The 20351-nt window shown below is 34.8% G+C and carries 19 protein-coding genes; 9 read left to right on the forward strand and 10 right to left on the reverse strand.

What is annotated here, in order from left to right; all coding sequences use genetic code 11:
* Positions 1–45 precede the first annotated feature (45 nt).
* From AAC084_RS09520 to AAC084_RS09540, 5 genes are all read right to left on the reverse strand, one after another.
* The gene (locus AAC084_RS09520; protein ID WP_339839940.1) at positions 46–924 is read right to left on the reverse strand and encodes a rhomboid family intramembrane serine protease; all 879 of its coding nucleotides are present in this window, start codon (positions 922–924) and stop codon (positions 46–48) included.
* Between the two features lie 3 nt (positions 925–927).
* On the reverse strand, positions 928–1671 hold the full coding sequence (locus AAC084_RS09525; protein ID WP_339839941.1) for a rhomboid family intramembrane serine protease: 744 nt from the start codon (positions 1669–1671) through the stop codon (positions 928–930).
* Entirely contained in the window at positions 1672–3522 is a 1851-nt protein-coding gene (gene mutL / locus AAC084_RS09530) for a DNA mismatch repair endonuclease MutL (RefSeq protein ID WP_339839942.1), read from the reverse strand.
* 423 nt (positions 3523–3945) lie between these two features.
* Complete coding sequence (gene ribH / locus AAC084_RS09535) at positions 3946–4428, reverse strand: 6,7-dimethyl-8-ribityllumazine synthase (RefSeq protein ID WP_339839943.1); 483 nt, start codon at positions 4426–4428, stop codon at positions 3946–3948.
* A complete protein-coding gene (locus AAC084_RS09540; protein WP_339839944.1) occupies positions 4428–5195 on the reverse strand; it encodes a tetratricopeptide repeat protein in 768 nt (255 codons plus the stop codon). The genes ribH and AAC084_RS09540 overlap by 1 nt, the downstream gene beginning before the upstream one ends.
* A gap of 123 nt (positions 5196–5318) precedes the next feature.
* Here AAC084_RS09540 and recF point away from each other — a divergent pair, with 123 nt between their 5' ends.
* From recF to AAC084_RS09555, 3 genes are read left to right on the forward strand one after another with little or no spacing between them, the layout of a single operon-like run.
* Positions 5319–6398, forward strand: a complete 1080-nt coding sequence (gene recF, locus AAC084_RS09545) for a DNA replication and repair protein RecF (RefSeq protein WP_339839945.1) — start codon at positions 5319–5321, stop codon at positions 6396–6398.
* Entirely contained in the window at positions 6398–6817 is a 420-nt protein-coding gene (locus AAC084_RS09550) for a hypothetical protein (protein ID WP_339839946.1), read from the forward strand. The genes recF and AAC084_RS09550 overlap by 1 nt, the downstream gene beginning before the upstream one ends.
* A complete protein-coding gene (locus tag AAC084_RS09555; protein WP_339839947.1) occupies positions 6817–7113 on the forward strand; it encodes a DUF721 domain-containing protein in 297 nt (98 codons plus the stop codon). The genes AAC084_RS09550 and AAC084_RS09555 overlap by 1 nt, the downstream gene beginning before the upstream one ends.
* 94 nt (positions 7114–7207) lie before the next feature.
* On the opposite strand, the gene AAC084_RS09560 is transcribed toward AAC084_RS09555, so the two are convergent.
* Together AAC084_RS09560 and AAC084_RS09565 are read right to left on the reverse strand one after the other, a co-directional pair.
* On the reverse strand, positions 7208–7627 hold the full coding sequence (locus tag AAC084_RS09560; protein WP_339839948.1) for a nucleoside-diphosphate kinase: 420 nt from the start codon (positions 7625–7627) through the stop codon (positions 7208–7210).
* 45 nt (positions 7628–7672) lie between these two features.
* Entirely contained in the window at positions 7673–8701 is a 1029-nt protein-coding gene (locus AAC084_RS09565; protein ID WP_339839949.1) for an alkaline phosphatase D family protein, read from the reverse strand.
* Positions 8702–8776: 75 nt separating this feature from the next.
* Here AAC084_RS09565 and AAC084_RS09570 point away from each other — a divergent pair, with 75 nt between their 5' ends.
* Genes AAC084_RS09570 through AAC084_RS09580 form a run of 3 tightly spaced genes read left to right on the forward strand, consistent with a single transcriptional unit; the run spans position 8777 to position 11491 of the window.
* Complete coding sequence (locus AAC084_RS09570) at positions 8777–9793, forward strand: DHH family phosphoesterase (protein WP_339839950.1); 1017 nt, start codon at positions 8777–8779, stop codon at positions 9791–9793.
* Positions 9790–10341 (forward strand): gliding motility-associated peptidyl-prolyl isomerase GldI, encoded by a 552-nt coding sequence (gene gldI, locus AAC084_RS09575; protein WP_339839951.1) that lies wholly within the window; start codon positions 9790–9792, stop codon positions 10339–10341. Before AAC084_RS09570 ends, gldI begins: the two co-directional genes overlap by 4 nt.
* A 10-nt stretch (positions 10342–10351) precedes the next feature.
* Positions 10352–11491, forward strand: a complete 1140-nt coding sequence (locus tag AAC084_RS09580; protein ID WP_339839952.1) for a peptidylprolyl isomerase — start codon at positions 10352–10354, stop codon at positions 11489–11491.
* Between the two features lie 63 nt (positions 11492–11554).
* On the opposite strand, the gene AAC084_RS09585 is transcribed toward AAC084_RS09580, so the two are convergent.
* Positions 11555–13000: an aminoacyl-histidine dipeptidase gene (locus AAC084_RS09585; protein WP_339839953.1), complete on the reverse strand. Its 1446-nt coding sequence runs from the start codon at positions 12998–13000 to the stop codon at positions 11555–11557.
* A gap of 67 nt (positions 13001–13067) precedes the next feature.
* On the opposite strand from AAC084_RS09585, the gene AAC084_RS09590 reads away from it, so the two are divergent.
* The 3 genes from AAC084_RS09590 to AAC084_RS09600 all read left to right on the forward strand — a co-directional run bounded on the left by AAC084_RS09590 (position 13068) and on the right by AAC084_RS09600 (position 18601).
* Positions 13068–14135: a DUF3810 domain-containing protein gene (locus AAC084_RS09590; RefSeq protein WP_339839954.1), complete on the forward strand. Its 1068-nt coding sequence runs from the start codon at positions 13068–13070 to the stop codon at positions 14133–14135.
* A 173-nt stretch (positions 14136–14308) separates the two neighbouring features.
* The gene (locus AAC084_RS09595) at positions 14309–17263 is read left to right on the forward strand and encodes an amidohydrolase family protein (protein WP_339839955.1); all 2955 of its coding nucleotides are present in this window, start codon (positions 14309–14311) and stop codon (positions 17261–17263) included.
* A gap of 45 nt (positions 17264–17308) precedes the next feature.
* On the forward strand, positions 17309–18601 hold the full coding sequence (locus AAC084_RS09600) for an amidohydrolase (protein WP_339839956.1): 1293 nt from the start codon (positions 17309–17311) through the stop codon (positions 18599–18601).
* A gap of 78 nt (positions 18602–18679) precedes the next feature.
* Here the strand turns inward: AAC084_RS09600 and AAC084_RS09605 are convergent, their stop codons facing one another.
* Both AAC084_RS09605 and AAC084_RS09610 read right to left on the reverse strand, forming a co-directional pair.
* A complete protein-coding gene (locus AAC084_RS09605) occupies positions 18680–19087 on the reverse strand; it encodes a hypothetical protein (protein WP_339839957.1) in 408 nt (135 codons plus the stop codon).
* Positions 19088–19106: 19 nt separating this feature from the next.
* Positions 19107–20300, reverse strand: a complete 1194-nt coding sequence (locus AAC084_RS09610) for a molybdopterin molybdotransferase MoeA (RefSeq protein WP_339839958.1) — start codon at positions 20298–20300, stop codon at positions 19107–19109.
* Between the last annotated feature and the right edge of the window lie 51 nt (positions 20301–20351).

Here is a 20351-nt window from a genome sequence, read left to right on the forward strand (position 1 = left end):
ACAGCAACATGATTTTCGAAAAAAAAGAAACTTTTTTCATCTTGATCAGTTTTCTTTACCTGCCTTGAATAAGAAATCTTTTTCTACTTTAGAAAGGCTTTCGTAACCAGACTTACTTATCTTATCAAGTATAGCATCAATCTTTTTCTGATGCGTCTTTTTATCATAATCTGCCTTAGAAGAAGTACCGGTAGTTTTGCTTTTATTTTTATAAACAGTTTTTAAAGGAGCCTTTTTTTCAGAACCCTTAAAGATATTTGCAACACTGTCCATAAATTTAGAGAAGCCAGAGCCTATATCATTTCCTTTAAGTAATTGGCTCGCGTATAAATAGCCTAAGAAAGCACCTCCTAAATGTGCTAAATGCCCTCCAGAATTACTTATTGGCAATTGAACTAGATCTGATAAAACAATTGCCGCTCCTACCATCCAAAGTTTTACATTAAAAAAAATAATTCTTACTTCTTGATTCGGCAGGTAAGTACATATAAAAATCAGAACTGCACTTGCTCCTGCTGAAGCTCCTATTAAATATGCATTAGTATTAAAAAATGCCGGAAAGATGTTGTAGCCTAAAACGAAAAACAGTCCACCTAATATGACACCGAGTATATAAACGTTCAAAAATCGCTTTGTATCAAATAGATTAAGAAAGATTTTCCCAACAAAATATATCATCAGCATATTCCAAAATAGATGCCCAATTCCACCATGAAAAAAGGAGTACGTAACGATTGACCACGGCTGAAATGCTATATCAACGATATCATTTGGCAATTCGAACCACTGTACAATACTATTTTTAGGTATACCCAATAAAAAAGGCACCAAAGCATTTACAATAAAAACTATTACGTTTATCGCAATTAGCTTCTCTGCAATGTTTAACCTACTAAACTGATATTTTAAATCGGGTTGAGCCATATCTTAGTTCCACCTTTTATTATTAAACTGATTTTTTTTCCAATACCACATCATTAAGAATCCGAACAATGCTCCACCAACATGCGCAAAATGTGCAATTCCTTGTCCGAATAAACTATACCCTGTTACACCAGAGAACAAATCTAATCCAATAAGCACAGGTATAAAGAACTTTGCCTTAATGGGTACAGGTAGAAAAATAAGAAAAAGTTCACTATTTGGATATGACATTCCGAATGCCACTAAAATACCATAAATAGCACCTGAAGCACCTACTACCGGAGTATTAAAAGCACCTAAAAAATTATCAATAGTTGCCTTACCCGCAATAGAATACCATTCTGTATTATATTGTCCGTTATTAATGATTTCTAAAATACTACTTTCGGTTAAACCCGAGTCTATTAAAGCACTCATTCCCGCATTATAATAATAATAGTTAACACCAATATGTATCAACGCCGCACCTAGACCTGCAGATATGTAGAAAAACAAAAATTTATTTCTACCCCACATTTTTTCCAACGGTGTACCAAATGCCCATAACGCATACATGTTGAATAATATGTGCATAAAGCCACCATGCATAAACATGTGCGTAATAATTTGCCAAAGCTGAAAATGCTCATTCTTAGGAAAATATAGCGAGAACCACTCGTACATTTGTTCCCCATACATTTGGGTGGCTATAAAAAACAGAACGTTAATTATAAGTAAGTGTTTGATTGTTTCTGTTAGTCTTCCCATTTAAATAAATTTTCGTTCAATATCGTTCTCAGTTATTGTCATGTATACTTTTTTGTTAAACGGACTCAAAGTTGTTTCCTTACAAGCAAATAAATCATTTACCAATCTTACCTGAGAAAACTCGTCTAATGTTTCTCCTGTCTTTACTGATAATGTTTTGGCAAGCGTTTTTGCCAACATATCACTTTGCGAAAAACTATCTCCCGGCACCTCTTGTTGAAAATCGGAAATCAACTGCTCCATTATCATTTGCACTTCACTCTCTGCAACTAAAACTGGTACTCCCTTAATTTCTACACCGTCATCAGTAACTTTTCCCAATACAAAACCTACAGTGCATAAATTTTCTTTAATTTCATTGAGAATACTAATCTCACTTGAAGAAAAAGCCAGCGTAAGCGGAAATAATAATTGCTGGCTAACCGCTTCCTTAATAGTTATATTTTTCAAGAATTTCTCGTAAAGAACTCGTTGATGTGCTCTACTCTGATTAATAACAACCATACCGGATTTAATAGTCGTTATAATATATTTTTTTCTTAATTGAAAAGTGGTAGTTGTATGCTCCACCCCCTCTTTACCTTCGTCAAAAATACTACTATTTACTATTTCAGACTCAAATTCTAACTGGCTATGAGAATTACCCTCTAAAGACACCTCCATGCCAGAGTATAAATTTTCCCATCCTTCAACGTTAGGTTTAGAATAGTTACTAGTAGAATTACCTTTGGATGTTTTAACTGCCTCAAATGGATTGAATGAAGAATCAACAACAACTTGAGGTATACCCACTTCTTTATTTTTATAAGAATATGGGGTATCTAAGTTTTGGTCTTGCTCAAAATCAATAGCAGGAGCGACATTAAATTGACCCAAACTATGTTTTACCGTAGATTTAAGCATAGCGTATAAAGTATGCTCATCGTCAAATTTCACTTCTGTTTTAGTTGGATGTATATTGATATCTATAGTGCCTGGATCAACTTCTAAGTTTAAAAAATAACCTGGGTGAGTACCCGGACGAATTAATCCCTCAAAAGCACCTAATATAGCATGATGTAAATATGGACTCTTAATAAACCTATTATTGGCAAAGAAAAACTGCTCACCCCTACTCTTTTTTGCAAACTCAGGCTTTTGTATGTAACCAGAAATTTTGACAACCTGAGTTTCCTCTTCAACAGGCACCAACTTTTCATCAGTTTTTCTACCAAAAATCTGAACAATACGTTTTCTAAAATTATTAGCCGGTAATTGAAAAACATCACTACCATTATTATAGAAATTAAATGCAACTTGAGGGTGTGCCAGTGAAATTCTATGAAACTCATCAGTAATATGTCTAAATTCTACTTGATCAGATTTCAAGAAATTACGCCGTGCAGGAATATTAAAAAATAAATTTTTTACAAGCATTGAAGTTCCTTTCGGAGCTACAACAACCTCTTGTGCAATAACTTTACTGCCTTCCATCTTTATACGAGTACCTATTTCGTCTTCTTCAGTTCTGGTAAGCATTTCTACATGTGCAATTGCAGCGATAGAAGCCAATGCTTCACCTCTAAAACCTTTAGTATGTAAATTGAATAAGTCTTCTGCCTTTTGAATTTTAGATGTAGCATGCCGTTCAAAACTCAACCGTGCATCGGTACCACTCATACCTTTGCCATTATCTACGATTTGAATCAATGTTTTACCACCATCCTTAACAATAAGTTGTATTTCAGTTGCTCCGGCATCAATAGCATTTTCCAATAATTCTTTTACCACAGAAGATGGACGCTGAACAACTTCACCTGCAGCAATTTGATTTGCTACATGATCAGGTAATAATCTAATAATATCGGCCATTATGAAGAAAAGAATATTGAGAGGTCAAAATCAATTATATAAAGGAAAATAAGCACTAAAACAGCTAAAATAACTAGCATCCGAATTTTCAGATTACGATCTCCTTTTCTTTTAGCATCTTCTAAAGCTCGATTGATTTTTCTTTTTAATCCTCGAGATGTATCTAATGTGCTACGAAATTGGTCAAATTTAGGTTCCATTTTAAAGGGATTGCCTTTACCCTTGCCATTATAATACCTAGGATTATAGTCGAATTGTCTGTTTTTTCGTAACCGCGTTATTTTACTCAACATCCCCATAGTACCAAAGTTACTTAAAATAGAAAAACAGGGCATATAAGGAATGCCAAAATTTGTTAACAGGCGCAGTAAACCTATACTAAAGTTAGGCTTTACAAAGAATTAGAAAGAAATATGGTGACAACTATTTTCCGAGTACAGCCATTTTAATGGCAGCAATTGCAGCCTCAGTACCTTTGTTACCATGCTTACCTCCACTTCGATCAATGGATTGTTGGATGTTATTATCCGTAAGCACACAGAATATAACAGGAACATTCATAGTAACATTTAAATCTTTAATGCCTTGCGCAGTGGCATCACACACAAAATCGAAATGTTTTGTTTCCCCTTGTATTACACTACCTATAGCAATAACCGCATCAAGTTTTTGCGTCTCGATCATTTTCTTAGCACCATAGGTGAGTTCAAAACTACCAGGCACATTCCATCTCAACACATTAGATGATAGTGCACCACAGTCTAACAAGGCTTCTAATGCTCCCGAAAATAACCCTTCAGTTATATCAGAATTCCATTCTGAAACAACAATCCCAAACCGAAGTCCGTTCGCGTTTGGGATTGTTGCTTTATCATAAACTGATAAATTTTTATTTATTGTTGCCATTATTCACCACTTTTAGCCATTCCTATAAAAGCATTTATAGAATTTGCATTTTCTGATTTTGGAAACTCATTTTTAATTCTTTCAAAAAAGCTTAAAGCTTTGTCTTTCTCTCCCATTTCAATAGCGGTTACACCTGCTTTATATAAAAATTTCGGAGTAGTATATTCGTTATTACTGTGCGACGCAGCAGCTTCATAGTAACCCAATGCATCAGAAGGCTGACCCAATTGCATAAATGCATCACCTAAACCACCCTTTGCCAAAGCACCTAATACAGCATCATCAGAACTAAAATCTTCTAAATAGGTAATTGCATCCTGATAATTATTCATATTCAAGTAAGACATACCTGCACTATAATTGGCCAAATTTGCAGCTTTAGTACCATTGTACTCTTCTATAATATCTAAAAAACCATATTTACCATCAGCACCTTCTAATGCCAATGTAAATAATGAATCTTTAGCAGTTGCACTAGCCAAAGCTTGGTCAAAATATTGTTGAGGATAGTACATTTCATTGGCAGCACTAGCCTCATTAGGTTTAACTACAAATTGATTGTATGCCAAATAGCCTAGAACACTTATAGCTATTACTCCGATAGCCCCTAATATATAGTTCTGGTTTTTAGAAACCCACTCTTCTGATCTAGAAGCTCCTTCATCTAAAGAACTAAAAACCTCAGCAGTTGTGCTTTCTTGTTCATCAAATTCTTGCTTTTCAGCTTTGGTTTCTGGTTTATATCCTCTTTTCTTATATGTAGCCATCTCTAATTTTATTGGTCGCGCAAAAATAAAGGTTTTATTGAAATCCTATAGTGTATTTATTCGTTATTTTTGGATATTTTAAAGTAGTTTTCATTCTTCCAAATCTAAAATTCAATAATTTTAATGCTGCTGAGACAATTATCACTGATCAATTACAAAAATTTTGAATCCAAAGAACTTGTATTCGATTCCAAAATAAATTGTTTTGTAGGCGATAACGGCATTGGAAAAACCAATATTCTCGATGCTATTTATCATCTCTCATTTGGAAAAAGCTACTTCAATCCTATTTCTTCTCAAAACATTCGGCATGGGTCTGACTTCTTTGTAATTAACGGAACCTTCGAAAAAGAAAACAGGGAAGAAAAAATAGTTTGTAGTTTAAAGAGGAACAACAAAAAGATTATAAAGAGAAACGGAAAAGCTTATGACCGTTTCGCAGACCATATAGGTTTACTTCCATTAGTTATTATATCACCAGCAGACCGTGATCTAATAATTGAAGGTAGCGATACCCGTCGTAAGTTTATTGACGGCGTTATTAGCCAATCAGACAAAAATTATTTACAGCACCTTATCAATTATAACAAAGTGCTATCTCAAAGAAATGCGCTATTAAAATATTTTGCAGCCAATCGTACCTTTAACAAAGACACTTTAGCCGTTTACAATGAACAATTGAATACATACGGAACTGAAATATTCAACAAAAGAACTTCTTTCTTAGAAGCTTTTATTCCGATTTTTCAGGAACAATACAAAGCGATTACTGGTGGTACTGAAAAAGTTGCACTTAACTATGACAGTAAATTATTGAATGATGATTTATTAACTTTGTTAAACAATAACCTTGATAAAGATCGCGCATTACAATACACAAGTGTCGGTACTCACAAAGATGACCTCAACTTTGAAATTAGCGAATTTCCTATCAAAAAATTCGGAAGTCAAGGTCAACAGAAATCGTTTTTAATAGCACTTAAATTTGCTCAGTTTCACTTTATGAAGTCACAAAGTGGAGCAACTCCTATTCTAATTTTAGATGATATTTTTGATAAATTAGATGAACATCGTGTATCACATATTATTACCTTGGTGAATAATGAAAATTTTGGGCAGATTTTCATAAGTGACACTCATGCAGAACGAACTGAAAGTGTGGTCAAAAAAATTCATCAATCCTATAAAATATTTAAATTATAATGTTGAAAAATTTTCTTCTAGTTTGCACTTTATTATTTATCTCTTGTGGTTCAAAAATTGACCAAGAGCAATTACATCTTTTAAATGGGTATTGGGAAATAAAAGAGGTTACCTTTAAAGATGGGGCTAAAAAAGAGTATTCAATAAATAGTACGGTCGACTATATTAGTTTAGACTCTTTAAAGGGGTTTAGAAAAAAAGTTAGCCCTAAGTTTAATGGTACGTTTGAAACTTCTAATGATGCTGAACCATTATTTATTCGAATCTCAAATGATTCTGTTTTCATGAATTATGCTACAGAATTAAATACTTGGGAAGAAGTTTTACTATCACTTTCAGAAAAAAGTTTCTCTGTAAAAAATAACCAAGGCATCATCTATACGTATGAAAGATTTGAACCTATAAACATAAACCCATAATGGCAAGGCGAGACAACAAAAATACATCTATGAAAGACGCACTTTCTGCATTTATTCAAAAAAATAAATTGGAAAAGGGAATGGATAAAGTAGATGCCAGAGACGCATGGGCAAGGCTAATGGGTAATGGTGTAAATAATTATACTACTGAAATTGAATTACGTTTCGACACCCTATATGTTTCTCTTTCCTCTTCTGTTTTAAGAGAGGAACTTAGTTTAGGTAAATCTAAGATCATCAGGATGATTAATGAAGAATTAGGAAAAGAACTTGTGAAAAAATTAGTTCTTCGTTAGTTGACTATTCCAATCTATTATAGCAGAGAAATTTATTTAAAAGAACAAAAAAACCAGCCTATAAGGCTGGTTTTTTTATACAATATTATTTGACTTAGTAAATCTCTCTTCCTGCAAAATGAAAAGAACCTTCAATTGCCGCATTATCATCACTGTCTGAACCATGTACTGCATTCTCACCAATACTAGTAGCGAACATCTTACGAATAGTACCTTCAGCTGCATCAGCAGGATTAGTAGCTCCTATTAATGCTCTAAAATCTTCAACTGCATTTTCTTTTTCTAAAATAGCAGAAACTATTGGTCCTCTTGTCATAAACTCAACCAACTCGCCAAAGAAAGGACGCTCTCTATGTTCACCATAAAACTCTTGTGCATCTCTTAAGCTAAGTTGTGTATATTTCATAGCCACTATTTTAAAACCAGCAGCTGTAATTTTTTCTAATATTGCTCCAATATGTCCATTTTCAACGGCATCTGGCTTAATCATAGTAAATGTTCTATTCGTACTCATATCTTAATTTTTGCGCAAAAATACGTTTTTCCTCATAACTCGCAACTATTCATAGTGTTGTTCTAATTTTTGCAAGACGACACCATTATCACCAATTATCTTAAAATCAACAGTTCTAGAGCTAAAATCAAATTCTAAGGTGCCGAAACTCTCTGTAAAGATAACTTCCCCTACCCTGTACGGATTAGATTCTCCTTTAAATCCTTTATAAGCATGTGTGAGTCCGCTACTCGTAAAATCAATTAATGGATAGTCCATATTCTTTAGTTGAACTTGAGAGAACTCGGAAATATGGCGATCTCCAGATAATATAATAACTCCTTTAGCCTTAGAGCTAGAAATCAAATTTTCTAAACGGTCTACCTCGTGAGGAAAATTACCCCAAGCCTCAAACCCATGCTCATTAGATAAAAATTGAACACTACTAACAATAACATTAAAATCAGCTTTAGAATGATTTAATTCTTTTTCTAACCAAGCCCATTGTATTTCTCCTAGCACACTACCAACTCCGTATTCATTTGGCTTAACTCGTTTATTTGTTTCGTTATCTGGTGTTAATGCTGTTCTAAAGTATCTGGTATCTAAAATTATTAAATTTATCCTACCCTCCTTTAAATTGTACTTCTTTGAACTATACACTCCCTCCTGTTTTCTTAAAGGACTATCCATTGATACGTTCATGAAATTCAAAAATTCTTGCTGACTTTCGGCTTTAGCCTCAAATTCTACTCCACCATCATTTAAACCGTAATCGTGATCATCCCATGTACCTACAATCTCGGTACTTTCAATAAGTTTTTTATATTCTTTATTCTGGTTCTGTTCATTGTACATTATCCTTAATGCTTCCATATCGTTTGTATCCGCATAAACATTATCACCTCCCCAAACCCAAACATCAGGTTTTGTATTTAAAATATCGTCCCATAATAGATTTGGCAAATCAGTTCTATTACAAGAACCAAAAGCAATTACAAAATCGTTCTTTTCTTTAGTACTTACTTTGCTTTGTTTGTTTACCGAACAAGACATTAATAAGATTGCAATAATGGAAATCGAAGGTATTTTCATGGTTAATAGTTAAGTCTGAGTAAAATTAAGTTATTCGATTTAAAGCTTATATTATTAAATTGTATCTTTGCCGCCATGAATTTAGAGCACCTAAATGCGCTTAAAAAGCTACTTTCTTCTTCAAAGAAAATAGCGATTATTCCACATAAAAATCCCGACGGTGATGCCATTGGCTCAACGTTGGCACTTTGGCACTATTTGGTAAATAGCGGACATACAGCAAGCATAGTTTCCCCAAACGATTTTCCAAAATTTTTAAAATGGATGCCAGGAGCAGACAAGATATTAAATTTTGAAAAAGAAAACATGCAGGCAAAATCATGTATTCAAAATGCCGATATTATTTTTACATTAGATTTTAATCACTTGGGGCGTGTAGGTCATATGAGCGAAACATTAGAATCTGCGAATGCTACATTTGTAATGGTAGACCATCACCAAGAACCATCTGATTATGCGAAAATCATGTATTCAGATGTGACCATGAGCTCTACATGTGAAATGGTTTATGTTCTAATCAACCAATTAGGAGATGAAAAAAGTATAACTTCTGAAATGGCCAACTGTATATACACAGGTATCATGACAGATACAGGATCCTTCAAATTCGCGGCAACCACAAGCCATACCCACAGAGTTATAGCTGATCTTATGGATAAGGGTGCTGAAGGCACTGAAATTCACCATCGTATTTACGACACCAATTCACCTAGTAGATTACATCTTTTAGGTTGCGCCCTAAAGAACATGGTTATTCTACAAGATTACCAAACCGCATATATTACATTGAGCCAGGAAGAATTAGATAAGTATAATTATCAAAAAGGCGATACTGAAGGATTCGTAAACTACGGTTTAACATTAGATGGTATCCGTTTTGCTGTGATATTCATAGAAAATAAGGAAGAAGGTATCTTTAAAATCTCATTTAGATCAGTGGGTGATTTTTCAGTGAATGATTTTGCAAGAAAACACTTTCACGGAGGTGGCCATACCAATGCCGCTGGCGGAAAAAGTGACGAATCTATTGAAGAAACTATTAAATATTTTACTTCATTACTGCCATTATATAAGAATCAATTACAATCATGAGATTAGTTTCAATATTATTTCTATTACTAATTTTCAGTAGCTGTGACGGTCCAGAACCCAGAAAACCAGTTCAGACAAAAAGCGGTAGTTTTTTTAAAGAATCTATTGAAAGAAGCCGTAAATTATTAGAGACTGAAGAAAGTAAAATTCAAGATATCATAAAACTTGATTCCCTTAAACACTATTCGCATAGCACTTCTGGATCATGGTACCATTATTTAAATGTTAACGAAGAAAGTGATTATACCCCACAATCAAATGATCTAGTCGTTTTTAATTATGACATTCTAACTTTAGATAATGATACAATATACTCTAAAGAAGATATTGGCGTAGTAACGTACAAAGTTGACAAACAGGAACTTTTTCTAGGTCTAAGAAATGCTGTAAAATCATTAAAAGTAAATGAACGTGCTACGTTCCTATTTCCTTCTTCTATTGCTTTTGGCTATCATGGTGATGAAAACAAAGTCGGAAGCAATATTCCATTAAAATCTACGATTCATATATTACAAATTGAAAAACAACAAGATAACACAGTAAAATAAAATGACTATTATGATTAAAAAAATGTACTTGCTTGCGTTTATCACTATAATGATAACGAGTTGTAAAACTAGCAAAAGAGCTGACTTAGGCGACGGTATTTTTGCCGATATAAAAACTTCTAAAGGCGATATCATAGTTCGTTTAGAACAAGATAAAACTCCTATCACGGTTGCTAACTTTATATCGTTAGCCGAAGGCACTAACACTTTTGTTAGTGAAGAATATAAAGGTAAAAAATACTATGACGGAATTATATTCCACCGAGTAATGAAAGATTTTATGATTCAAGGTGGTGATCCATTAGGACAAGGAACAGGAAACCCAGGATACAAATTCATGGATGAATTCAATGATTCTTTAGTTCATGATAAGAAAGGTATTCTTTCTATGGCCAACTCAGGACCGACTACTAATGGTAGCCAATTTTTCATTACCCACAAAGCCACACCATGGCTAGATAATAAACACACCGTTTTTGGTGAAGTTATAGAAGGCATGGATGTAGTAGACTCTATTGCGAACGTCGCTGTAGGTGCTGGTAATAAACCAGTAGAAACGGTTACCATGAATACTGTTGAAATTATCCGTAATGGTAAAGAGGCTCGTAAATTTGATGCGGTTAAAATAATGACTGATTATTTTGATGGAGAAGAAGAAAGGCTAGCAGCTATAGAAAAAGAGAAAACTGACAAATTAGCAGAAGTACAAAAAATTAAAACAGAATTTGCAACACTAATTGAAGGTCAGAAATCAAAAGCTACGGCTTTACCATCTGGACTTAAAGTTTTAACTTTAGAAAGCGGTAGTGGTGAAAAGCCTAAAATCGGCCAAAAAGTAAACGTTATGTATGCTGGTTATTTGACAGACGGTACTTTGTTCGATAGTAATTACGAAGAGGTCGCTCGCAAATACGGAACTTTCGATTTGAATAGAGAACAAGGTGGTGGTTATATGCCAGTTCCTATGGATTATTCAACTGAATCAAGATTAATTGCAGGATTCAGAGAAGGTTTATTGACTATGAAAATTGGCGATAAAGTTCGATTATTTATTCCTTCACATTTAGGATATGGCGCACAAGGTGGTGGGCCAATTCCTGCAGATGCTGACTTAGTATTTGATTTAGAGATTACAGGAATAGCACAGTAAAAGTGTTACATATTAAAAAACCCGATAGTTTAAACTATCGGGTTTTTTAATGCCTTTATTTTTTTAATTAGTATTCTTTAAAATTTCTAAAAGTAATTTCCAGAATTTCTGAACAGAAGAAATACTTACGCGTTCATCTGGTGAGTGAGCCCCTAAAATTGTAGGCCCAAAACTTACCATATCAACTTCTGGATAATTCTGACCTAATATTCCGCATTCCAAACCAGCATGACATGCAATTATCTTAGGCTCTTCTTTAATTAAACCGATATATGTATTCTTAACAACAGAAAGAATTTCAGAATTCGGATTTGGATTCCAACCTGGATAAGCACCACTAAATTCTACATCGAATCCTCCCAATTCAAAAACTGAACGCAACGAATTTGCTAAGTCTAGTTTTGCCGAATCAACCGAAGAACGCGTTAAACAAGCAATCGTAATTTCACCATCTTTCACTAAAACTTTCGCTATGTTATTCGAGGTTTCAACCAAATCCTGAATAGACGCGCTCATTGTGTATACCCCATTGTGAGCAGCATAAATAGCTTTTATCAATTTACTTTGTGCGCCAAGCCCCATCACTTCTTTTGAAGGCTTAATCTCTTCTAAGTTTATGGTAAGATTAGGCTCTTGTACTTTTAGTTCCGTTTTAATCGCATTAGCTAATTCGTTGAATCTGGCCATAACCTCAGCGACTTGCTTTCTACCAACATTTAATTTGCAACTACTTTCTCTTGGTATGGCATTTCGTAAACTTCCACCTTCTAAAGTACCTATGCGCATATTATAATCAAGACCCAGATAAAGTAAACGGTTCATGATTTTATTTGCATTCCCCAGGCCTTTATAAATATCCATACCACTATGGCCACCCCTTAATCCTTTTACTGTAATCTGAAGTCCGGCATCGCCATGAGTACCAGGCTTCTTATTGTATGTTCTACTTGCGGTAACATCTATACCGCCAGCACAGCCTATATCAATCTCATCATCTTCTTCTGTATCGAGGTTTAAAAGTATTTCTCCTTTTAAGATTCCGCCTTTTAGTCCAAAAGCACCTGTCATCCCTGTTTCTTCATCAATTGTAAACAATGCTTCAAGAGCAGGGTGAGGAACAGAATCGCTCTCCAACAGCGCCATTATAGCAGCTACGCCCATGCCATTATCCGCACCTAAAGTTGTGCCTTTGGCCTTTACCCAATCTCCATCAACGAACATATCTATACCCTGTTTATCGAAATCAAATTGAGTATCTGAATTTTTTTGATGCACCATATCCAAATGGCTTTGCAGTGTTATCATTTTCCTGCCTTCCATCCCAGTAGTCGCAGGCTTTCTGATAATCACATTACCTATTTCATCAGAAAAAGTTTCTAAACCAAGTTCACTACCGAAACCTAGCATAAAGGCGATTACTCGCTCCTCTTTTCTAGAAGGTCTAGGCACTGCATTTAATCTTGAAAAATTATTCCAAACCGATTTAGGTTCTAACTGATCAATTTTCATAGCTTATTTTCATAGTTAATGAGCACAAAAATACTGATAGAAAAAGGATTTCGCTATTTTTGAGATAATGAAGATATCATTTAAAAATGCTGTAGCACTTTCATTGATTCCCCAAATCATAATCGTAAAATGGCTCGGTAATCACACCGAATTCGTTGAGAAATATTACAGCACAGGTTTTTACCCATTCATCTCTAGAATGTTTAGAATACTTTTCGGTTGGATTCCTTTCTCCGTAGGCGACCTTGTCTATTTCGCCTTAATTATATTGGCACTTGCTTATTTCTACAGAAATAGAAAATTCATTTGGAAACATAAATTGATATTTGTTCGTAATGTTTTGATGATACTTTCCGTCGCGTATTTCACTTTTCATTTTATGTGGGGCATGAATTATTACAGAGAGCCTTTAGCGGATAAATTAGTATTAACAGAAACTAGAGACTATCAAGAACTGCTAGATTTTACTCATCAACTAATTCAAAAAACCAATGAGACACAATTAAAAATCACTAATGATTCTAGTCTGGCCGTTAATATTCCGTATAGTCAAGATGTAATTTTTGATAAGACAATATTAGGTTATGAAGACATTAAAACCATACATCCATTTTTAGCATATAATACCCCTAGCGCAAAAACTTCCTTATTCAGCACAGGTTTAACATATATGGGCTACGCCGGATATCTTAACCCTTTTACAAATGAAGCCCAAGTAAACAGCTTACTTCCAAATTTTAGATTTCCGGTGGTAGTTGGTCATGAAATAGGTCATCAGTTGGGCTATTCTGCAGAGAACGAAACAAATTTTATCGGCTACTTGGTTACAGCTAATAATAAGGATGCATATTTTCAGTATGCAGCATATGCGTACGCCTTAGGGTATTGTTTAAATGATATTAGAAGTGCAAATAAAGAAGATTTCAATCAATTACTCTCAACTTTAAATCCTGGTGTAAAAAACAATTTTCAAGAAATGTCTAATTTCTGGAATTCTTATGAGAATCCGATGGAGCCAGTTTTTAAATCTATTTTCAATACGTTTCTAAAGGCCAATAATCAAACGGAAGGCATTAGAAGTTACAATGCCGTTGTTGCCCTCTTAGTTGCCTATCATAAGCAACATCCTCTATAATCGTTTTATACATTTCGTAATCATTGTAGATTATAAGAGCCTTTCATATAATATTTTAAGATTAAAATACATATTTCGAGTTAAGCTAAATACAATTGTTAAACAAAAGTGAAATAGACCGTACATACTGGGAAATCCGAGTATTTTTAAAGCACTAATTCAAACCAAACATAATGAAAAAACTAATTTTTGCGCTATGCCTACTATGGTGTGGTACATTCTTATCTGCTCAAGAGTATTTTCCCGAAAATGCGGGGGTAAAAGTTAACAACAACAATTTCACAGCTTTTACAAATGCTAAAATTTATGTCACTCCAACACAAATTATTGAAAAAGGAACCTTACTAATTCAATATGGCAAAATTGTAAGTGCTTCTAGCACGGTCAGCATTCCGAAAAACTCAATAGTAATTGACCTAAAAGGAAAATCTATTTATCCTTCTTTTATTGATGTTTATTCAAAATTTGGAGTGGAACAAGCTAAAAAGAAACCAGGTGGAGGAAGGTCTGCACAATACGAACCATCAAGAGATGGCTATTATTGGAACGACCATGTAATGCCAGAAAACAAGGCTATTTCAAAGTTTATCTATGATGATAAAGAAGCCAAGGTTTTACGTGAAGCTGGTTTTGGTGTTGTAAATTCTCATGTTCAAGATGGTATTGCTAGAGGAACAGGAGTTTTAATTGCTTTAAATGGCGAGGGAACAAACGCTAACCGTATTCTAGATGACAATTCTGCACAGTATTTTTCTATGGATAAAAGTATTGCTAAAGGTCAATCTTACCCAAGCTCTTTAATGGGCACCTTAGCATTGCTTAGACAAATGTATAGCGATGCCAATTGGTATGCCAAAGGAAACTCAAAGACTACTGATTTATCTTTAGAAGCCTTGAATGCAAACAAAAATTTAGTTCAGATTTTTGAAGCTAAGGATAAAGGTCACGATTTGCGTGTTGATAAAATTGGAGATGCCAATGGTATTCAATACACTATTGTAGGTGGCGGAAATGAATTCGAAAGAATAGAAGAAATTAAAGCGACCAATGCTAAGTTCATCATTCCTATTAATTTTCCAGATGCATATGATGTATCCGACCCATACGCAGTAGGTTATGTTTCATTACAAGATATGCGATTCTGGAATCAAGCCCCAACCAATCCTAAAGTTTTGGCAGATAACGGAATTCAGTTTTCTCTAACCACATATGATTTAAAATCTCCTTCAAATTTCAAGGAAAAGTTAATGAAAGCCATTGAATACGGACTTTCTAAAACGAAAGCCTTAGAAGCATTGACTACAGTACCTGCTCAAATATTAGGAAAATCGAACGAAATTGGTTCTTTGAAGAATGGTGCTTATGCGAACTTTTTAATTACATCGGGTGATTTGTTCGATAGTTCTACAACACTTTACGAAAACTGGGTTCAAGGTTCTAAAAGTGTTATTACTTCTATGGATACAAAAGATATTCGTGGAGATTACAACCTTAACGTACAGGGTAAAATATATGCCGTATCAATAAGCGGTGATATTTCAAAACCCAAAATAGAGGTAAAACAAGATACCACAAAACTAAGCTCCAAAATTGCTTATGACAATAGTTGGTTTACTATTTCATTTGCAACTGATGAAGGTGAAAGTACCTATAGAATGACTGGGGCTACAACGGAATCTTCTGATAATCTATCCGGACTATTAGTACTTCCGAACGGAACTGAAACACAATTTACAGCAACTAAATCTAAAGCCTTCGAAGAAAAAGACGCTAAAGATGATAAAACTAAAGAAGCTCCTAAGGTGATGCCAGTAATGTATCCGAATGTAGGATATGGTTTTGTGACTAAACCAAAAGCAGAAACTATTTTATTTAAAAACGCAACCGTATGGACAAGTGAAGAAGCCGGTATTTTGAAGAATACCGATGTACTCATTAAAAATGGTAAAATAGCTAAGATTGGAACGAATTTAAGTGCTGGTGGCGCCAAGGTCGTAGATGCTACTGGTAAGCACTTAACTTCTGGTATAATTGATGAGCATAGTCACATAGCTGCATTGGCAATAAACGAATCAGGACAAAATAGTACTGCCGAAGTAAAAATGGAAGATGTAGTTGACCCAGAACATATGGGCATTTATCATTCTCTTGCTGGTGGTGTTACTTCTATTCAATTATTACATGGTTCTGCAAACCCAATTGGTGGTAGATCAGCAATTCTCAAATTAAAATGGGGAGAGCAAGCCGATAATTTAATCTATGACAACTCCCCAAAATTCATCAAATTCGCCTTAGGTGAAAATGTAAAACAAAGTAACTGGGGTAGTTTTTCACGTTTTCCACAAACACGAATGGGTGTAGAACAGCTATATATGAACTATTTCCAAAGAGCAAAAGAATATGACACCAAAAAGAAAAACGGAGAGCCGTATCGTTATGATGAGGAAATGGAAGTTTTGGCTGAAATCATAAATGGTGAACGTTTTATCTCTTGTCACTCTTATGTACAGAGCGAAATTAATATGATGATGAAGGTTGCCGAACATTTTGGATTTAGAATCAACACATTCACCCATATACTTGAAGGGTACAAAGTAGCCGATAAAATGGTAGAACATGGTGTTGGTGCAGGCACATTCAGTGATTGGTGGGCATACAAATATGAAGTAAATGATGCCATACCATACAATGCTGCTATTATGCAAAAACAAGGGGTCGTTACCGCCATTAACAGTGATGATAGAGAGATGATTAGAAGGTTGAACCAAGAAGCAGCAAAAACAATAAAATACGGTGGAATGACCGAATTAGAAGCTTGGAAAATGGTAACCATCAACCCCGCTAAATTATTACACATAGATACTCGAGTAGGCAGTATTAAGGAAGGAAAAGATGCAGATGTTGTTTTATGGTCTGGCAATCCACTGTCTGTTTATTCTAAAGCAGAAAAAACAATGATAGAAGGAACTACCTACTTTGATTTAGAAACGGATAAGAAAAACCGCGAAAAAATTAAAAAAGAAAGAAATGAGTTAGTTACTATGATGCTTAAAGAAAAAAGCGGTGGTAAAGAAACACAAGAACCAAAGCAAAGCGTAAAAAGAGATTTTACATGTGAGAGTCTTTAATTTATGCAAAAAATACATTTCACCACTAAAACAAAAATCACAGAAATGAAAAAATATATAACCTTATTAATTGCCTTCGGTTTGGTCTTACAAACCATGGCACAACAAACGCCGGCACCTAAACAAACAGAAGCCATCACCATTGAAGGCGCAACCGCTCATTTAGGCAATGGCGAAGTAATTGAAAGTTCGCTTATCATGTTCGAAGAGGGTATACTAACTTTTGTAGGTGATTCTAAAATGAAAATTGCTCGCAAGGGAAAAATAATAAATGCTACAGGTAAGCATATTTACCCCGGGTTTATTGCTCCTGCAAAAACCCTAGGTCTCGTTGAGATTGATGCTGTAAGAGCTACTAAGGATGAGGACGAAATTGGAGATTTTATTCCGCATGTAAGAAGTTTAATTGCTTATAATGCAGAATCTAAAGTTGTTGAAAGTATGCGACCAAATGGGGTTTTAATTGCTCAAATAGCTCCAACTGGCGGTCGAATTTCCGGCACTTCCTCTATTGTACAATTTGATGCATGGAACTGGGAAGACGCAGCTATCAAAGTAGATGATGGTGTTCATTTAAACTGGCCAAACACCTTTAGACAAGGTCGCTGGTGGGCAGGTGAAGACAGAGGATACCAGCCTAATAAAGACTATAATGAACAGACACAAGCTATTGTTACGTTTTTCAAAAATGCAGTTGCTTATGGCAAATCTACTCCTAAAGAGGTAAACCCTGCTTATGCAGCAATGAAAGGTGTTTTTGATGGTAGTCAGAAACTATATGTACACGCAGATGGTGAAAAAGAAATAATTGATGCCATCAACACACTAAAGGCTAATGGTACAAAAGAAATAGTTCTGATAGGTGGCTATCACGCCTATAAAATCCCTGAATTTCTGAAAAGCAATAATATTCCGGTCTTGGTACAATACACGCATAATTTACCAGTGTATGATGATGACGATTATGACTTGCCTTATAAACTTCCAAAATTATTAGTAGATGCAGGATTAATGGTTGCAATCCAAAATTCGGATGCTGAAAACTTTCAGACCAGAAACCTACCCTTTTATGCAGGACAAGTGGTTCAACAAGGATTGGATAAAGAAATCGCCTTACAACTTTTAACGGGTAATACCGCTAAAATATTAGGTATAGATGATATGTATGGCACACTAGAAAATGGAAAAAGTGCAACCTTATTCATATCTGAAGGAGATGCCTTAGATATGGCAGGCAATCAGCTTACCCATGCTTTTATAGACGGAAGGTCTGTTTCATTAGAAACACACCAAACCGAGCTATGGAAACGATATATGGGAAAATACGAAGGGGAATAAGCAACTTCTCCAACTAAAATTAAAAAGCCCACTTTTAAAGTGGGCTTTTTTTATATGATTATTCTTAATAACCCAAGTTTATTTTCTGGCTAACATCCAGCCTGCATAAGCCATAGGCATGTACGCCACAATAATGTCTAAGGCAGTGAACCACATTGGTCCTCCTAGCATTGCAATATTTACCGTTCCTCCTATCAAGAAAAATAATCCTATCAGTAAGGCCATAAGTTGTTTTCGACTAGCTGCTATTTTCGTAGCGACAAATGCTCCTACCAATGTACCTAATGCATGAGCTAGAAATGGAAAAATGAAATTCTTGGGTTCGAATAAATGCATTGTTGCTTTCAAACCTTCCATTGTAGTGATATCACCACCTTCTGGCGGTGGAATAATAGAACCACTAATCATAATGATTCCCATGTTCACAATACTACCTATAACTACTCCGGCCACGACCGCCAAAACATTTTTTAAAATTGGATTCATATTGATTATATTTTAATGGTTATCTAGTTATAACAAAAGGTACCGCTTCACCTACCCTATATGCTTCGTCTCTAGGCTCTAAACATATAAAACCGTCTGCTTGCGCCAAACTCGTTAAATCTCCAGAACCATTTTCAACAACTGGGGTAGCCCATAATGAACCATCTTTCCATGTTGATTTCACTTGAATAAACCGGGTTAACGACGGAGTAATCAATAACTCGATAGAGAGTTTAATATACGATTTCTCTATGGGAATATCCCAAGATTTATGTAACCAAGGCAAAAAATACAAATGATAATTGGCAAAAGTAGAAACAGGATTTCCTGGAAAAGAAAAAATAACCGTTTTCGATTCATTATGAATACCAAACCAAAATGGTTTTCCTGGTCGTTGCGCCACTTTATGAAAAACCTTTTCCACTCCTAGCTCCTCCATTACTTCTGGAATGAAATCAAACTTACCCATAGAAACCCCGCCGCTTAATAGCAACACATCATTTTCAATTAACGCCTTTTTAAGTCCATGCCGTATAGTTTCTTTATCATCATCGATATGAAGCGATGTAGCTTGAATTTCTACTGTGGCTAAGGCCGCCTCAATAGTCAGCATATTTGATTTTCGAATTTGGTGTGGTTCTGGTAAAACATCAATATCAACCAATTCATTACCTGTAGCTATTGTACAAATCTTCGGATTAGCCTTTACCATAACCTGTGAACTCCCCACAGAAGCCATTACACCTATTTCAGCAGGTGATATTTTAGTTTCTTTGGTTATTACTATTGAACCCTGTTTTTTATCACTGCCTTTATAATGTATATTTTGACCTCGGATAACATTTTCGTTAATAACAACCTCACCATTTACTAAAGTAATATGTTCATACATCACCACAGTATCTGCATTTTCAGGAACCACGGCCCCAGTCATTACCTCAAGACAATTAACTTTATTATTTAAAATTTGCTGCCGTGCACCAGCCGTCGCTTCACCCTCAATTTTAAATTTGTGAGGTGTATTTACAAGATTTGAATAGCTAATGGCTATACCATCTTTAGTAGCACGATTGAAAGGTGGAAAATCTCGGTCAGCTTGAATATCTTCTGCCAAAATTCTATTCAAGCTTTTCATCAGCGTAACTTCTTCCTTGCCCAAATCTAATGTTTGTTCTAGTACTTTTTGAAGTGCTTCTTTGAATGTAATCATCATAATAACGTTAAAACTATATAATTTAAACTGACACCAATTTAATTCTTGGTT

The sequence above is a fragment of the uncultured Maribacter sp. genome, assembly GCF_963977385.1.
Taxonomy (GTDB): Bacteria; Bacteroidota; Bacteroidia; order Flavobacteriales; family Flavobacteriaceae; genus Maribacter.

Coding starts and splice junctions, on each gene's coding strand:
- AAC084_RS09520 (WP_339839940.1), bottom strand. CDS start 924: ATGGCTCAACCCGATTTAAAATATCAGTTTAGTAGGTTAAACATTGCA.
- AAC084_RS09525 (WP_339839941.1), bottom strand. CDS start 1,671: ATGGGAAGACTAACAGAAACAATCAAACACTTACTTATAATTAACGTT.
- mutL (WP_339839942.1), bottom strand. CDS start 3,522: ATGGCCGATATTATTAGATTATTACCTGATCATGTAGCAAATCAAATT.
- ribH (WP_339839943.1), bottom strand. CDS start 4,428: ATGGCAACAATAAATAAAAATTTATCAGTTTATGATAAAGCAACAATC.
- AAC084_RS09540 (WP_339839944.1), bottom strand. CDS start 5,195: ATGGCTACATATAAGAAAAGAGGATATAAACCAGAAACCAAAGCTGAA.
- recF (WP_339839945.1), top strand. CDS start 5,319: ATGCTGCTGAGACAATTATCACTGATCAATTACAAAAATTTTGAATCC.
- AAC084_RS09550 (WP_339839946.1), top strand. CDS start 6,398: ATGTTGAAAAATTTTCTTCTAGTTTGCACTTTATTATTTATCTCTTGT.
- AAC084_RS09555 (WP_339839947.1), top strand. CDS start 6,817: ATGGCAAGGCGAGACAACAAAAATACATCTATGAAAGACGCACTTTCT.
- AAC084_RS09560 (WP_339839948.1), bottom strand. CDS start 7,627: ATGAGTACGAATAGAACATTTACTATGATTAAGCCAGATGCCGTTGAA.
- AAC084_RS09565 (WP_339839949.1), bottom strand. CDS start 8,701: ATGAAAATACCTTCGATTTCCATTATTGCAATCTTATTAATGTCTTGT.
- AAC084_RS09570 (WP_339839950.1), top strand. CDS start 8,777: ATGAATTTAGAGCACCTAAATGCGCTTAAAAAGCTACTTTCTTCTTCA.
- gldI (WP_339839951.1), top strand. CDS start 9,790: ATGAGATTAGTTTCAATATTATTTCTATTACTAATTTTCAGTAGCTGT.
- AAC084_RS09580 (WP_339839952.1), top strand. CDS start 10,352: ATGATTAAAAAAATGTACTTGCTTGCGTTTATCACTATAATGATAACG.
- AAC084_RS09585 (WP_339839953.1), bottom strand. CDS start 13,000: ATGAAAATTGATCAGTTAGAACCTAAATCGGTTTGGAATAATTTTTCA.
- AAC084_RS09590 (WP_339839954.1), top strand. CDS start 13,068: ATGAAGATATCATTTAAAAATGCTGTAGCACTTTCATTGATTCCCCAA.
- AAC084_RS09595 (WP_339839955.1), top strand. CDS start 14,309: ATGAAAAAACTAATTTTTGCGCTATGCCTACTATGGTGTGGTACATTC.
- AAC084_RS09600 (WP_339839956.1), top strand. CDS start 17,309: ATGAAAAAATATATAACCTTATTAATTGCCTTCGGTTTGGTCTTACAA.
- AAC084_RS09605 (WP_339839957.1), bottom strand. CDS start 19,087: ATGAATCCAATTTTAAAAAATGTTTTGGCGGTCGTGGCCGGAGTAGTT.
- AAC084_RS09610 (WP_339839958.1), bottom strand. CDS start 20,300: ATGATGATTACATTCAAAGAAGCACTTCAAAAAGTACTAGAACAAACA.